This is a genomic window from Pandoraea anhela (assembly GCF_902459655.1).
Classification (GTDB): Bacteria; Pseudomonadota; Gammaproteobacteria; order Burkholderiales; family Burkholderiaceae; genus Pandoraea; species Pandoraea anhela.
This window is the reverse complement of the sequence record NZ_CABPSB010000002.1, coordinates 227,847-241,890: the sequence shown is the minus strand read 5'-3', so window position 1 is coordinate 241,890 and position 14,044 is coordinate 227,847. Positions and strand designations below refer to the sequence as shown.

The 14,044-nt window shown below is 64.0% G+C and carries 14 protein-coding genes and 1 riboswitch; of the genes, 11 read left to right on the top strand and 3 right to left on the bottom strand.

Annotation, left to right across the window (positions count from 1 at the left end; all coding sequences use genetic code 11):
* The first annotated feature begins 16 nt into the window (after nucleotides 1–16).
* The 11 genes from PAN31108_RS04210 (at nucleotide 17) to PAN31108_RS04160 (ending at nucleotide 11,638) form a co-directional block, all read left to right on the top strand.
* Entirely contained in the window at nucleotides 17–700 is a 684-nt protein-coding gene (locus PAN31108_RS04210; RefSeq protein ID WP_069342036.1) for an LrgB family protein, read from the top strand.
* 66 nt (nucleotides 701–766) lie between these two features.
* Nucleotides 767–892: riboswitch (S-adenosyl-L-homocysteine riboswitch) on the top strand.
* 31 nt (nucleotides 893–923) lie between these two features.
* Nucleotides 924–2,339 carry an adenosylhomocysteinase gene (ahcY, locus tag PAN31108_RS04205; RefSeq protein WP_150667628.1) on the top strand — a complete coding sequence of 472 codons (1,416 nt, stop codon included), beginning with the start codon at nucleotides 924–926 and terminating at the stop codon, nucleotides 2,337–2,339.
* Nucleotides 2,340–2,536: 197 nt separating this feature from the next.
* The gene (locus PAN31108_RS04200) at nucleotides 2,537–2,893 is read left to right on the top strand and encodes a phage holin family protein (protein WP_150667627.1); all 357 of its coding nucleotides are present in this window, start codon (nucleotides 2,537–2,539) and stop codon (nucleotides 2,891–2,893) included.
* A gap of 72 nt (nucleotides 2,894–2,965) precedes the next feature.
* A complete protein-coding gene (locus PAN31108_RS04195; RefSeq protein WP_150667626.1) occupies nucleotides 2,966–3,781 on the top strand; it encodes a TlyA family RNA methyltransferase in 816 nt (271 codons plus the stop codon).
* Nucleotides 3,782–3,807: 26 nt separating this feature from the next.
* On the top strand, nucleotides 3,808–4,638 hold the full coding sequence (gene metF, locus PAN31108_RS04190; protein WP_150667625.1) for a methylenetetrahydrofolate reductase [NAD(P)H]: 831 nt from the start codon (nucleotides 3,808–3,810) through the stop codon (nucleotides 4,636–4,638).
* Nucleotides 4,639–4,870: 232 nt separating this feature from the next.
* Nucleotides 4,871–6,511, top strand: coding sequence for an ABC transporter substrate-binding protein (locus PAN31108_RS04185; RefSeq protein ID WP_150667624.1), 1,641 nt, complete (start codon nucleotides 4,871–4,873; stop codon nucleotides 6,509–6,511).
* 159 nt (nucleotides 6,512–6,670) lie between these two features.
* A complete protein-coding gene (locus PAN31108_RS04180) occupies nucleotides 6,671–7,675 on the top strand; it encodes an ABC transporter permease subunit (RefSeq protein ID WP_150667623.1) in 1,005 nt (334 codons plus the stop codon).
* A 9-nt stretch (nucleotides 7,676–7,684) separates the two neighbouring features.
* Entirely contained in the window at nucleotides 7,685–8,605 is a 921-nt protein-coding gene (locus PAN31108_RS04175; protein WP_150667622.1) for an ABC transporter permease subunit, read from the top strand.
* The gene (locus PAN31108_RS04170) at nucleotides 8,602–9,615 is read left to right on the top strand and encodes an ABC transporter ATP-binding protein (RefSeq protein WP_150667621.1); all 1,014 of its coding nucleotides are present in this window, start codon (nucleotides 8,602–8,604) and stop codon (nucleotides 9,613–9,615) included. Before PAN31108_RS04175 ends, PAN31108_RS04170 begins: the two co-directional genes overlap by 4 nt.
* On the top strand, nucleotides 9,612–10,640 hold the full coding sequence (locus PAN31108_RS04165) for a dipeptide ABC transporter ATP-binding protein (RefSeq protein ID WP_174994841.1): 1,029 nt from the start codon (nucleotides 9,612–9,614) through the stop codon (nucleotides 10,638–10,640). Before PAN31108_RS04170 ends, PAN31108_RS04165 begins: the two co-directional genes overlap by 4 nt.
* A gap of 50 nt (nucleotides 10,641–10,690) precedes the next feature.
* Nucleotides 10,691–11,638 (top strand): TraB/GumN family protein, encoded by a 948-nt coding sequence (locus tag PAN31108_RS04160; protein ID WP_246183768.1) that lies wholly within the window; start codon nucleotides 10,691–10,693, stop codon nucleotides 11,636–11,638.
* A gap of 174 nt (nucleotides 11,639–11,812) precedes the next feature.
* Here PAN31108_RS04160 and ureG read toward each other — a convergent pair whose 3' ends face one another.
* From ureG to ureE, 3 genes are all read right to left on the bottom strand, one after another.
* Nucleotides 11,813–12,451: an urease accessory protein UreG gene (gene ureG, locus PAN31108_RS04155; RefSeq protein WP_069342047.1), complete on the bottom strand. Its 639-nt coding sequence runs from the start codon at nucleotides 12,449–12,451 to the stop codon at nucleotides 11,813–11,815.
* 62 nt (nucleotides 12,452–12,513) lie between these two features.
* Nucleotides 12,514–13,239: an urease accessory protein UreF gene (locus PAN31108_RS04150; RefSeq protein ID WP_150667620.1), complete on the bottom strand. Its 726-nt coding sequence runs from the start codon at nucleotides 13,237–13,239 to the stop codon at nucleotides 12,514–12,516.
* The gene (gene ureE, locus PAN31108_RS04145; RefSeq protein WP_150667857.1) at nucleotides 13,208–14,026 is read right to left on the bottom strand and encodes an urease accessory protein UreE; all 819 of its coding nucleotides are present in this window, start codon (nucleotides 14,024–14,026) and stop codon (nucleotides 13,208–13,210) included. The genes PAN31108_RS04150 and ureE overlap by 32 nt, the downstream gene beginning before the upstream one ends.
* Between the last annotated feature and the right edge of the window lie 18 nt (nucleotides 14,027–14,044).

Genomic DNA, 14,044 nt, shown 5'->3' with positions numbered 1-14,044 from the left:
CTCGACGGGACTTGTCATGAATCATACGGCGCTCCTGCTGCTCGTTCTCACCGTCTTCTTCTATTACGTGTCGAAGCGCCTGTACGCGCGCTTCGGCAAGGTGTGGCTCGGTCCGGCGATTCTCGCGCCGATCCTCGTCATCGGCGTGATGATCGGCGGCGATATTTCCTATACGACCTACATCGCCGACTCGCGCTGGCTCGTGTGGCTGCTGGGGCCGACGACGATCGCCTTCGCGGTGCCGATCTACGAGCATCGCGACATCATCCGTCGTCATGCCTTCGCGCTGACGTTCGGGGTGCTCGTGGCGATGGTCGTTGCCGTGGGCAGTTCGTATGTGCTCGCGCGTCTGTTCGAGCTGCCGCCGGAGATGGCGCGCAGCCTGCTCGCCCGTTCCATTTCCACGCCTTTCGCGCTGGTCGTCTCCGACCAGCTCGGGGGCTCGCGCGATCTCGTCGGACTCTTCGTCATCATCACCGGACTGATCGGCATGCTGCTCGGCGAGGCGTTGCTGTCGTGGCTGCCGCTGCGTACGCGCATGGCGCGCGGCGCGCCGTTCGGTGCGGGCGCACACGGATTCGGCACGGCCAAGGCGCGTCAGATCGGTGGCGAGGAGGGCGTGGTCGCCAGCCTCGTCATGATGATCAACGGCGTGCTCATGGTGCTCGCCGCCCCGTTGATCGCCCATCTTCCGCTCTGACGAAAAATAACCCTTCGGACGTCGCTCCTGACGTAACGTCGCCCATCAGTTTTGCTACAATGCCGGGGTCTTGAGGAGCGTTGCGACAGCCGAAGTGCTGCCAGGCTCAAGATCCTTCCTATTGGCCCCGCCGGCCGCCGGATTTCCCCCGGATCGTTGGCGCGTGGGCCCCAAGAACGGCGCTCACGTCCCAACTATCTAGACTTTAGAGAAAGGAGGCGTGATGAACGCCGTAGTCGATTCGAAATTCTCCGATTTCCACGTTGCCGATATCAAGCTGGCCGACTGGGGCCGTAAAGAGCTGACCATCGCCGAGAGCGAAATGCCGGGTCTGATGGCCACGCGCGCCGAGTTCAAGGCCAGCCAGCCGCTCAAGGGCGCCCGCATCGCCGGTTCGCTGCACATGACCATCCAGACGGGTGTGCTCATCGAGACGTTGACCGCGCTGGGCGCCGAAGTGCGCTGGGCCTCGTGCAACATCTTCTCGACGCAAGACCACGCCGCCGCCGCCATCGCCGCCGCAGGCATTCCCGTATTCGCATTCAAGGGCGAATCGCTCGACGAGTACTGGGAATACAGCCACCGCATCTTCGAATGGCCGAACGGCGAATTCGCCAACATGATTCTCGACGACGGCGGCGACGCCACGCTGCTGCTGATCCTGGGCAGCAAGGCCGAGAAGGACATTTCGGTCGTCGGCAATCCGACGAACGAAGAAGAAGTTGCCCTGTACGCCTCGATCAAGCGCCACCTCCAGATCGATCCGCAGTGGTACAGCAAGCGCCTGTCGCAGATCAAGGGCGTGACCGAAGAGACCACCACGGGCGTGCACCGTCTGTATCAGATGGAAAAGGACGGCACGCTGCCGTTCCCTGCCATCAACGTGAACGACTCGGTCACCAAGTCGAAGTTCGATAACCTGTACGGCTGCCGCGAGTCGCTGGTCGACGGTATCAAGCGCGCCACCGACGTGATGATCGCCGGCAAGATCGCGCTCGTGGCCGGCTACGGCGACGTGGGCAAGGGCTGCGCTCAAAGCCTGCGCGGTCTGGGCGCCACGGTGTGGGTGACGGAAATCGATCCGATCTGCGCGCTGCAAGCCGCGATGGAAGGCTACCGTGTCGTCACGATGGATTACGCCGCCGACAAGGCCGACATTTTCGTGACGGCCACCGGCAACTTCCACGTGATCGATCACGACCACATGGCCGCGATGAAGCATCAGGCGATCGTGTGCAACATCGGTCACTTCGACTCGGAAATCAACGTGGCGTCGACCCGCAAGTACCAGTGGGAAAACATCAAGCCGCAAGTCGATCACATCATCTTCCCGGACGGCAAGCGCATCATTCTGCTCGCGGAAGGCCGTCTCGTGAACCTCGGCTGCGCCACGGGCCACCCGTCGTTCGTGATGAGCAACTCGTTCACGAACCAGACGCTCGCCCAGATCGAACTGTTCGTGCACGGCGCCAAGTACAAGAACAGCGTGTACGTGCTGCCGAAACATCTGGACGAGAAGGTCGCGCGCCTGCACCTGGGGCGTATCGGCGCCGAGCTGACCGTGCTTACCGACGATCAGGCCAAGTACATCAGCGTCGACAAGAACGGTCCGTTCAAGCCGGCGCATTACCGCTATTGATCGTTCGCCGTCGACCGTCGGTCGATCGTCGATGCGACGACGGCGGACGGCTTGCCGGCGTCTCGCACGGAAGGGGTGCGGGACACCGGCGAGAGACGACAACCCGGCGCGGCGGCGTCAGTTGCCGCCGCGCTCGCATTTCCCAACGCCGATGCCGGTAAGACGTCCGTGCATCGGCATGCATCTCGGAGCTTGCCATGCGTCTGCTGCTGATTTGGCTCATCAATGCCATCGCGCTTCTCGTTTTGCCGTACATCGTGTCGGGCGTTCAGCTCAAGGGCATCGGCACGGCGCTGATCGTGGCGGTCGTGCTCGGCCTGATCAACGCGTTCCTGCGTCCGCTGCTCGTCGTGCTCACGCTGCCGGTCACGGTCGTGACGCTGGGGCTGTTCATCTTCGTCATCAACGCGCTGTTGTTCTGGCTCGCGTCGCATGTCGTCAAGGGTTTCGAAGTTTCGGGTTTCTGGGCGGCGCTCTTCGGCTCGCTGCTGTATAGCCTGATCTCGTGGATTCTGTCGGCGCTGGTGTTCGGCGAGCGCACCACCAACGTATAAGTGTCAACGTCGCCGCGCAGTCGCGTCATCGTGTGTGCGCGTCGGCGGTGCTTTGCAGGAAACCCGTCAGTCATGTCGCAAGCTCTTCGTGCCGATCAGGCCCTCGTCTCCCGGGGACTCGCCGCGTCGCGCACCGTCGCCCAACGTCTGATCGATGCCGGTCGCGTGTACTACGCGGGCACCGAAACGGCGCTCAAGAAGGCGAGCCAGCCGGTGGCGAGCGACGAAGCGCTGGAAGTGCGTGCGGCTGCCGACGGGCTGCCGGGGGAAGATCGCTACGTCTCGCGCGGCGGTCTGAAGCTCGCCGGTGCGCTGGCGCAGACGGGGCTCGACGTAACGGGGCGCGTGGCGCTCGACGTCGGCCTGTCGACCGGGGGCTTCGCGGACTGCTTGTTGCAGGCGGGCGTGGCGCAGGTCGTGGGCGTCGACGTGGGGCACGGGCAACTGCATCAACGCCTCACGGCCGAGCCGCGACTCGTGTCGCTCGAAGGGATCAATGCGCGGCATCTGTCGCGCGAGAGGCTCGACGCGCATCTCGCGAACGCGGCGTTGGCCGACGGCCTGACGGCGGTTCCGGCGGCGGGCTTCGATCTGATCGTGGGCGATGTGTCGTTCATCTCGCTCGCACTGGTGCTGCCTGCGCTCGCGCCGCTGCTGGCGACGGGGGGCGATCTGCTGATGCTGGTCAAGCCGCAATTCGAAGTGGGACGGGAGCACATCGCACGCGGTGGCCTCGTGAAAGATACCGCGCAGTACGCGCAAGTGGAGACAAAGATCCGCACCGCCTGTGAAGCGCTCGGACTGCGCGTGGCCGCCTGGCTCGACAGTCCCATCGCCGGCGGCGACGGCAACCGGGAGTTTTTCGTGCACGCCACACATGCGGCATGAGCGGCTCTCTCGATAACAAGACGATCATGACGCAACCTTCCTTCAGTTTCGAATTCTTCCCGCCCAAGACCGCCGACGGCGCGGAGAAGCTGCGCGCGACACGCCAGCAACTGTTCCCGCTCGGCCCGAAGTTCGTTTCGGTGACGTTCGGCGCGGGCGGCTCCACGCAGCAGGGCACGCTCGATACCGTCATCGAAATCCAGCGCGAGGGCGTGGACGCCGCGCCGCACCTGTCGTGCGTCGGCTCGACCAAAGAGAACATCCGCGACATTCTCAAAACGTATCAGGACAACGGCATCCGTCACATCGTGGCGCTGCGCGGCGACCTGCCGTCGGGCATGGGCGAGATCGGTGAATTTCGCTACGCGTCGGAGTTGGTCGAATTCATCCGTGCCGAGACCGGCGACTGGTTCCACATCGAAGTGGCGGCGTATCCCGAGTACCACCCTCAGGCGAAGTCGCCGCGTCTGGATTTAGAACACTTTGCCAACAAAGTGAAGGCGGGCGCCAACGCGGCGATCACGCAGTATTTCTTCAATGCAGACGCCTACTTCCGTTTCGTGGACGACGTTTCGCGTCTCGGCGTGACCGTGCCGATCGTACCGGGCATCATGCCGATCACGAATTACTCGCAGATGATGCGGTTCTCCGAGATGTGCGGCGCCGAAGTGCCGCGCTGGATCGCCAAGCGTCTGGAAGGGTTCGGCGACGATCGCGAGTCGATCCGCGCCTTCGGCCTCGACGTGGTGACGGGCCTGTGCGAACGATTGCTCAAGGACGGCGCACCGGGGCTGCATTTCTATACGCTCAATGCCGCGTCGGCCACCAAGGCGATGTGGCAGCGACTGGGGCTGTAAGCGGGACCCGTCGGCGGGACCCACGCCGATCGCGTCACGCAATCGTTTGCCAATGCATCGCTTGTCGGAAGTCAATCCTGATCATTATTGGGTGATTTCCTATGCAAAAACACCACAAATACGCGGTTTGGTAGGGATTTGGCGTGTTGTGACGCGAGTGAAGCTTAAGTAATATCCCTCGAGTGCTCGGTGACCGATCGTCGCCGGGCGTCAATTACATCTCGAGGAGCCTATGAAACAGACTTCCACCCTACGTTTGCTGTTGGCTGCAACTGTACTGGCTGGTGCGGCAGTGATCCCGCCCGCATCGGCTGTCGAGCTCCCGAACAAGACCCTCGTTTACTGCTCCGAGGGCAGCCCCGCCGGATTCGACCCGGGGCAACTCACCACCGGTACCGACTTCGATCCCGCCGACGCGATTTACAACCGTCTCATCGCCTTCGTGCCCGGTGAGACCGGCGTGCTGCCGTCGCTGGCGGAGAAGTGGGACATCTCGCCGGACAACAAGGTCTACACGTTCCACCTGCGCAAGGGTGTGAAGTTTCACACGACCGATTACTTCAAGCCGACGCGCGACTTCAACGCCGAAGACGTGAAGTTCACGTTCGATCGCATGGGCGATCGCGAAATGCCGTTCCGCAAGGCCTACCCGACGGAATTCCCGTATTACGTGGACATGGGCATGCAGGCGGACATCGACCGTATCGAGATCGTCGATCCGTACACGGTGCGCTTCGTGCTCAAGAAGGTCGACGCGCCGTTCATCCAGAATCTCGCGATGTCGTTCGCGTCGATCCTGTCGAAGGAATACGCAGACAAGCTGCTCGCGGCGAACAATGCGCGCGACATCGCGCTCAAGCCGGTCGGCACCGGTCCGTTCATCTTCCGCAGCTATACGAAGGACGCCACGCTGCGCATGGACGGCAATAAGGAGTACTGGAATACCAACCTGCCGCCGAAGGTCGGCAAGCTGGTCTTCGCGATCACCACGGACGCCAACGTGCGTATCCAGAAGCTCAAGCGCAACGAATGTCAGGTCGCGACGTATCCGCGTCCGGCGGACGTCGACGCGCTCAAGGCCGATATCCAGGCTCAGGGCAAGGCATCGAAGCTCAAGATGCCGGATCAGGTCGGCTTCAACCTCGGCTACGTGGCGTACAACGTCAAGAAGGCGCCGCTCGATCGCGTGGAAGTGCGTCAGGCGCTCGACATGGCGATCAACAAGACGGCGATTCTCCAGTCCGTGTACGGCTCGGCAGGGCAACTGTCCAACGGTGCGCCGATGCCGCCGACGCAATGGTCTTACGACAAGAACATCAAGCAGGCCGCGTACGATCCGGAAAAGGCCAAGGCATTGCTCGACAAGGCCGGCGTGAAGGGTATCGAAATCACGCTGTGGGCCATGCCGGTGCAACGTCCGTACAATCCGAACGGCAAGCTGATGGCCGAGATGATTCAGGCCGATTGGGCGAAGATCGGCGTGAAGGCCAATATCGTCACGTACGAGTGGGGCGAGTACATCAAGCGTGCCAAGGCGGGCGAGCATGACGCCATGCTCATCGGCTGGACGGGCGATAACGGCGACCCTGACAACTGGCTCGGCGTGCTGCTCGGCTGCGACTCGATGAACGGCAACAACTTCTCGAAGTGGTGCTACAAGCCGTTCGACGACCTGATCAAGCAGGCGCGTCAGACCACCGATGTGAAGGAGCGCACCAAGCTCTACACGCAAGCGCAGGAAATCTTCACGCAGCAACTGCCGTTCTCGCCGATTGCGCACTCCACGCAATACAAGCCGATGGCGACGAACGTGAAGGGCTTCAAGCTCAGCCCGTTCAGCCGTAACAGCTTCGCCGGCGTGTCGCTGGACTAAGCTGGCACCGATAAGAAGAAAGTCGACTGGCCCGGCCGCCGCGCCCGGGCCAGTTCGCAGCACCCGGACAGAACATCGTCTAAGACTGACTAACGCGGCAAAGCGTCGCCCGTCCCTGCCGGGGGTGGGTGGCGCGCGACGCCCCCACGGAACATTCCTATGTTGAGATTCGTCCTGCGACGACTAGGCATGGTGATCCCGACGTTCATCGGCATCACGATCCTCGCATTCGCGCTCATTCACCTGATTCCCGGCGATCCGATCGAAGTGATGGTAGGCGAGCGTAATCTCGACCCCGTCATGCACGCTGAAGCGATGAAGCGGCTCGGGCTCGATCAGCCGCTCACCACGCAGTATTTCGTCTATCTGAAGCACGCCGCCCAGGGCGACCTCGGACGCTCCATCGTCACCAACGAGGGCGTGCTTCACGAGTTCTTCGCCCGTTTCCCGGCCACGCTCGAACTCGCCTTGTGCGCCATGATCTTCGCGCTGGTCGTCGGCCTGCCCGCCGGCGTGGCCGCGTCGTTGCGGCGCGGCAAGATGCTCGACCACACCACTATGGGCGCCGCACTCACCGGCTATTCCATGCCGATCTTCTGGTGGGGGCTGCTGCTCATCATGCTGTTCTCCGTCGATCTGCAATGGACGCCCGTGTCCGGGCGCATCGGTGTGGAGTACGACGTACCGAACGTCACCGGCTTCATGCTCATCGACACGTTGCTCTCGGGGGAGGAGGGCGCGTTCGCTTCGGCGTTCAGTCATCTGATTCTGCCGACCATCGTGCTCGGCACGGTGCCGCTCGCGGTGATCGCGCGCATGACGCGCTCGGCCATGCTCGAAGTGCTGCGCGAGGACTACATCCGTACGGCGTGCGCCAAGGGGTTGTCGCCGTGGCGCGTGATCGTCGTGCATGCGCTGCGTAACGCGTTGATTCCCGTCATTACGGTGATCGGGCTGCAAGTCGGCACGCTGCTCGCCGGCGCGGTGCTCACCGAAAACGTGTTCTCGTGGCCCGGCATCGGCAAATGGCTGATCGACGCCATTCTCCGACGCGACTATCCGGTGGTGCAGGGCGGTATTCTGCTCATCGCGACGGGCGTGATTCTGGTCAACCTGCTGGTCGACGTGCTCTACGGCGTCGTCAACCCCCGCATCCGGCACTGAGGAGGTCATATGAGTGACACGCCTGCTACGCTGCCGCCCCCTGCCGCCATCACGGCGACGCCTCGCGCGCGCCTGGTCCGGGAGTTCCTGCGCAGCTTTACCTCCAACCGCGGCGCGACCGTTGCGGCCCTGATTCTGTTGCTGATGTTCGTCGCGGCGATTTTCGCGCCGCTGATCGCGCCTCACAGTCCCATCGAGCAATATCGCGATTACGTGAAGGTGCCGCCCGCGTGGTTCGAAGGCGGCAGCGCGAAGTTCCTGCTCGGCACCGACGAAGCCGGACGCGATATCCTGTCGCGCCTGATCCACGGCGCTCGCCTGTCGTTCTGGATCGGGCTGTCGTCGGTGGTCTTGTCGCTGATTCCCGGCATTCTGCTCGGGCTGCTGGCCGCGTTTTTCCCGCGCTGGCTCGACACGCCGATCATGCGCCTGATGGACATGATGATGGCGCTGCCGTCGCTGTTGCTGGCCGTGGCGGTGGTGGCCGTGATCGGTCCGGGGCTCGCCAACACGACTATCGCCATCGCGATCGTGACGTTGCCGGCGTACGTGCGCCTGACGCGTGCGGCGGCCATCGGCGAGTTGCAGCGCGAGTACGTCGTGGCCTCGCGCATGGCCGGGGCGGGCACGCTGCGGCTGATGTTCTCGACGGTGCTGCCGAACTGTGCGGCGCCGCTCATCGTGCAGGCGACGCTGAGCTTTTCGGTGGCGATTCTCGATGCGGCCGCGCTCGGCTTTCTCGGGCTGGGCGTGCAACCGCCGCTCGCGGAGTGGGGCTCGATGCTCGCCTCCGCACGCGATTACATGGAAAGTGCCTGGTGGATCGTGACGCTGCCGGGACTGGCGATCGTTATCTCGGTCCTCGCCATCAACCTGGTCGGCGACGGCCTGCGCGATGCCCTCGACCCCAAACTGAAGCGAATCGCATGAGTCTGCTCTCCATTCGAAATCTATCGGTCGACTTCGACGGCGCGCGCGCTGTCGACGCCATCGACCTCGACGTCGGCCAGGGCGAGATTCTCGGCGTGGTCGGCGAATCCGGCTCGGGCAAGAGCGTGACGATGCTCGCGCTCATGGGCCTGATCGACGCCCCAGGCCGCGTGACGGCCGACGAGGTGCGTTTCGACGGCAAGGATCTGCGCACCGCGTCCCGACGCGAGCGCCGCAACATTGTCGGGCGCGACGTCTCGATGATCTTTCAGGATGCGCTCACCAGCCTGAACCCGAGCTACACCATCGGCTATCAGATCGGCGAGGTGCTGCGTCGTCATATGGGATTGCGCGGACGGGCGTTGCGCGATCGCATCGTCGAACTGCTCGAGCAGGTCGAGATTCCCGATGCCGCGAACCGTCTCGGCGCCTATCCGCATCAGCTCTCCGGCGGGATGAACCAGCGGGTGATGATCGCGATGGCGATCGCCTGCCGTCCGAAACTGCTGATCGCCGACGAGCCGACGACCGCGCTCGACGTCACCATTCAGGCGCAGATCATGGCGCTGCTGCTGCAACTTCAGAAGGATTACGGCATGTCGCTCGTGCTGATTTCCCACGACCTCGCGGTCGTGGCCGAAGTCGCGCACAAGGTGGCCGTCATGTATGCAGGGCAGGTGATCGAGGTCCAGCAGGTGCCGGCGCTGTTCGATGCGCCCCACCATCCCTACACGGAAGCGTTGCTTTCCGCGATTCCCGAACACAACCGGGGGGTGCGTCGACTGCGTACGCTCCCGGGCGTGGTGCCGGGGCGCGACGACCGTCCAGCGGGCTGTCTGCTCTCGCCGCGCTGCCCTTATGCCGACGACCATTGCCGCGAGGTGCAGCCCGCGCTCGCGCCCTATGTCGGGCCGAGTGCCGTGGGGGCGCCGCGGGTGCGGTGCTTCAAGCCGTTGCCGCATGCGGTGGCGGATGTGGCGGGTGGCCGGTCGATCGGAGGTGCGCAATGAGTGAAACGGTTTTCGCAACGCCTCCGGTGCATCCGCAGGCGAGCGCACCGAGTGGTCCCGTGGTGTTGGCCGCGCAGGATTTGACGCGTTTTTACACCGTCAATCGCGGGTTGCTGCGCGGGCAGGTGAGCGTCAAGGCGCTCAATGGGGTGTCGTTCGAGCTGAGGGCGGGACGTACGCTGGCCGTGGTCGGCGAGTCGGGGTGCGGCAAATCGACGCTGGCGCGGGTGCTGACGTTGATCGAAACCCCCACGTCCGGCAGGCTTTTCGTCGATGCGACCGAGACCACGGCGGCGTCGGCGGCCGATCTGGCGCCGTTGCGCACGCGGATTCAGATGGTGTTCCAGAATCCGTATGCGTCGCTCAATCCGCGCAAGACGGTGGGCCAGGCGCTCGACGAACCGCTGGCCATCAATACGTCGCTCAGCCGCGCCGAGCGGGGCGAGAAGATCTCCGAGATGATGCGCACCGTCGGCTTGCGGCCCGAGCATGTGGCACGTTATCCGCACATGTTCTCGGGCGGTCAGCGCCAGCGTGTGGCGATTGCCCGGGCGATGATCCTGTCGCCGGCCATCGTGGTCGCGGATGAGCCGGTTTCGGCCCTGGATGTCTCAATTCAGGCACAGATCCTGAATCTTTTCATGGATTTGCAGGACCGATACGCGACGAGTTACGTGTTCGTGTCGCATAATCTCGCGGTGGTCGAGCATGTGGCCGACGACGTCATGGTGATGTACCTCGGCCGCGCGGTCGAACACGGTCCCAAGGCCACCGTGTTCGGCAAGCCGCTGCATCCGTACACCAAGGCGCTGATGTCGGCGACACCGGCGATCAAGGCGTCCGAGCGTCGTGTGAAGATTCCGCTGATCGGCGAGTTGCCTTCGCCGTTGCGTCCGCCGCCCGGGTGTGCGTTTGCACCGCGCTGTCCGTATGCCATCGACCGTTGCCGTGAGGAAGTGCCGCAATTGCGCGAACTCGAGGGACGTCTGGTTGCGTGCCATCGGGTCGAAGACATAGAGGGATAACGAGATTGGGTGGACCACCACGCGCGACACCTGTTCGCCGGGGCGTTGCTTTGACCGGCTGGCTGTTCGGCTGCTTGCTCATGACGCTCGCCGTCACGCTGGACGCGGCATCGACTGCGGCCCCGCGCGCGGTGGTGCCGCGAACCTTCCCGCTGGTGGTCCCGGAGCCCGGCGAATCGCCGCCGGGCGCCAATCTCCCATTCTATGAAGCCCGCAAGGGCGACATGACCATCTACGTGATGGGCACCCTGCACGTCGGCAAGCCCGACGACTATCCGTTTCGCAAAGTCGTGGTGGATGCGTTGCGCGTGTCGAAGGTCGTGGCATTCGAGCTGTCGCCCGACGATCTGACCATGTCGCAGGACGACGTGCAGAAGTACGGCATGTGCACGCGGGCCTGTCTGCCGCGCCTGATCCCTGCGCCGTTGTGGCGTCAGTTGCGCGCGCGTCTCAAGGACAATCCGCCGATGCTCGCGGAGATTCGCCATATGCGGCCGTGGCTGGCGGCGCTGCTCGTCGAGACGCTCGACTCGATGGGCGCCGACCTGCAAACGGAGTACGGCACGGAAAATCAGCTGGAGAACATTTATCGCGGCCGCATCGTCGGCCTCGAATCGCTCGCCGAGCAGATGGATGCCTTCACCGGCCTGAGCGGTGCCCAGCAAAACGAGTTGCTGGCGCAGGAGTTGGCGCTCACACCGAAGACGGCAACGGCACAGGTGGAAGCGTTGCATCGTCTGTGGCGCGCGGGCGATGCCGAGCTGGTGTTCGACTGGTCGCAGACGAAGGCGGCGCAGGTGCGCCGCAACGTGGCGCTGGCCGACGCCATCGACGAACGCATTCTTTACTCGCGCAACCGTCGTTTCCTGGCGCGCATGCTGCTCCTGGCGGACCCCGCCAAGCCGGTGTTCGTCGCGATCGGCACGCTGCATCTCGGCGGCCCGCACGGCGTGCTGCAAATGTTGCGCGAGCACGGGTTTTCGGTCGCACAGCGATAACTCGCATTCAACGCATCAACGTATTCAACACGACCGATGGATCGGCACGTTACGCCGGTCATCGAGAGAATGGGCGATTCGCTGAGGAATCGCCCGGGACGCTCCCGGCGCGACGGACCCGCCCGCCGGCGATGAATCAGGCAGCACCCGTGTGCGCGGCCCCTGCGCATCCTTTCACGCCAGCATTCCCCGCGCTTCGATAAAGCTGATGATCTCCTGAAGGCCTTTGCCCTCCTTCATGTTGCCCATCACGAACGGACGCATTCCGCGCATCTTCTGCGTGTCGGAGCGCATGATGTCGAGCGACGCGCCGACGTACGGTGCGAGATCGGTCTTGTTGATCACGAGCAGGTCCGATTTGGTGATGCCCGGGCCGCCCTTGCGGGGAATCTTCTCGCCGCCGGCGACATCGATCACGTAGATCGTCAGGTCCGACAGCTCGGGGCTGAACGTCGCCGCGAGGTTGTCGCCGCCGGACTCGATGAAGACGACGTCGGCATCCGGGAAACGATCGAGCATGCGCTCGACCGCTTCGAGGTTGATCGACGCATCTTCACGGATCGCCGTGTGCGGACAGCCTCCGGTCTCGACGCCGAGAATGCGTTCGGGCTCCAGCGCACCCGCGACCGTGAGCAGGCGCTGGTCTTCCTTCGTATAGATATCGTTGGTGATGACGACGAGATCGTAACGCTCGCGCATGGCCTTGCAGAGCATCTCGGTCAGGGTGGTCTTGCCGGAGCCGACGGGGCCTCCGATGCCGACACGCAGCGGCGGATTCTTCTTGGTACGACGGGCGTTGGCAGTTGTCGTCATGGCGAATGTCGTGGTGGCGGTGAAATGGAAAAAACGACGGGAACGACGCGATGCTCCGCGTCTTACGAACGGAAAAGCCGTGAGTACTGTGTTTCGTGACGCGACGCCAGAATGGCGAGCGCCGGGGAAAACGTGTTGATCCGGTCGTCCGGCAGCGACGCCGCCCGATGCGCCGCCTCGACCACGCGGGGTCGCAGCGCGACGATCACGCGTTGCGCGGCAAGCTGGCCGAGCGGGACGGCCTTGAGTGCGCCCGCGACCTGATTCTCGAGCCAGCTGAACGCGTAGGCGACGAGCGTATCCGGCAAGGGGGCGCCGTGTGCCAGCGCGGCGAACGCGAACGCCGTCGGCAGCGCGATGGGTTTGATCGTCGACAGATGCTCGCGCTGTTCGGCGTCGCCCCATTCGAGCGACAGCGCGAGTTGGGTCAGCGACCAGCCCATCTGTTCCGTTTCCGCACGTAACTCGGCGGCTTCACGAGTGGCGAGCAACCAGCCGTTCACGTGCTTTAGCGCCGCAATGTCTCGTGTCTGCCAATGACGCCACTGCCGTGCGAGCAACGCCATCTCGCCCGTGGTGAAGACACCGTCGAGCTGACTCGCGATCCATCGCTCGGCGCTGGGAGCGTCGTGCACGATGCCGTGCTCGACAGCCGCTTCGAGACCTTGCGAATAACTGAAGGCGCCGATGGGGAGCGCGGGCGACGCCAGATGCAGCAGCGCCGCGAGCGATTGCAACGACGCCGTTGCCACCGGCTCAGTGAGCGGACTGGCCAGACTTGCCGTCATCGGTCGGACTCACAGTCGTGGGCGTATTGCTTGTGCCCGTTGCATCACCTTGTGGCTCATGCGCGTGGCCGCAGTGGGGGCCATGCACATGGTCATGATCATGACCATGATCGTGCGAATGCCCATGCGAATGATCGTGACCGCAACTGGCGCCATGCACATGTCCGTGCTGATGGTCGTGGTCGTGCGAGTGCCCAAGCGAGTGATCGTGACCGCAGCCGGGACCATGCACATGGCCGTGATTGTGATCGTGGCCGTGATCGTGCGAATGTCCATGGTGCTCATGGAACACTTGCTGCGCGAGTGCGAAGTCTTCGGCGAACGTCGCATCGTGGCCGTGCTTGTGGCCACCGCCGTACGCGCCGGCTTCGGGCTCGAACGGCATCAGCGCTTCTGCCACATCGACGTCCAGGCGCAGCAGCATGTCGCGCAGCACCGGGTCGTATTCGAGCTTCAGATAACCGTCTCCCACTTCGACCGGCGTATGACGATTGCCGAGGTGATAGGCGGCGCGCGTGAGCGCGAGCGCGCTTGTCGCCGTCACCAGCAGCACCGTCTCGGGTGCGGCCTCCACGCGGATGAATCCGCCATCGTCGGCGACCAGCATGTCCCCGCCTCGCAGCACCGTGCCCCGGGGCAGGAACAGGGCCACCTCTTCACCCGTCTCCAGCGTCGCACGAAGGCGGCTTTTGCTGCGCGCGTCGAACGGCAGCACGAGGGCCGGGGCGCGGCGCGCGAGCGGTGCGGCGATGCGTCCGGCTTCGAAGCGTTTTTCAACGCGACGCAGGGCCGACGGCGAAGGGGA

Excerpts from the sequence above, each read along its gene's own strand:
- ureG (WP_069342047.1), bottom strand. The coding sequence starts at position 12,451 with ATGACGACAACTGCCAACGCCCGTCGTACCAAGAAGAATCCGCCGCTG.
- ahcY (WP_150667628.1), top strand. The coding sequence starts at position 924 with ATGAACGCCGTAGTCGATTCGAAATTCTCCGATTTCCACGTTGCCGAT.
- PAN31108_RS04185 (WP_150667624.1), top strand. The coding sequence starts at position 4,871 with ATGAAACAGACTTCCACCCTACGTTTGCTGTTGGCTGCAACTGTACTG.
- PAN31108_RS04165 (WP_174994841.1), top strand. The coding sequence starts at position 9,612 with ATGAGTGAAACGGTTTTCGCAACGCCTCCGGTGCATCCGCAGGCGAGC.
- PAN31108_RS04210 (WP_069342036.1), top strand. The coding sequence starts at position 17 with ATGAATCATACGGCGCTCCTGCTGCTCGTTCTCACCGTCTTCTTCTAT.
- metF (WP_150667625.1), top strand. The coding sequence starts at position 3,808 with ATGACGCAACCTTCCTTCAGTTTCGAATTCTTCCCGCCCAAGACCGCC.
- PAN31108_RS04175 (WP_150667622.1), top strand. The coding sequence starts at position 7,685 with ATGAGTGACACGCCTGCTACGCTGCCGCCCCCTGCCGCCATCACGGCG.
- PAN31108_RS04200 (WP_150667627.1), top strand. The coding sequence starts at position 2,537 with ATGCGTCTGCTGCTGATTTGGCTCATCAATGCCATCGCGCTTCTCGTT.
- PAN31108_RS04150 (WP_150667620.1), bottom strand. The coding sequence starts at position 13,239 with ATGACGGCAAGTCTGGCCAGTCCGCTCACTGAGCCGGTGGCAACGGCG.
- PAN31108_RS04170 (WP_150667621.1), top strand. The coding sequence starts at position 8,602 with ATGAGTCTGCTCTCCATTCGAAATCTATCGGTCGACTTCGACGGCGCG.
- PAN31108_RS04180 (WP_150667623.1), top strand. The coding sequence starts at position 6,671 with ATGTTGAGATTCGTCCTGCGACGACTAGGCATGGTGATCCCGACGTTC.
- PAN31108_RS04195 (WP_150667626.1), top strand. The coding sequence starts at position 2,966 with ATGTCGCAAGCTCTTCGTGCCGATCAGGCCCTCGTCTCCCGGGGACTC.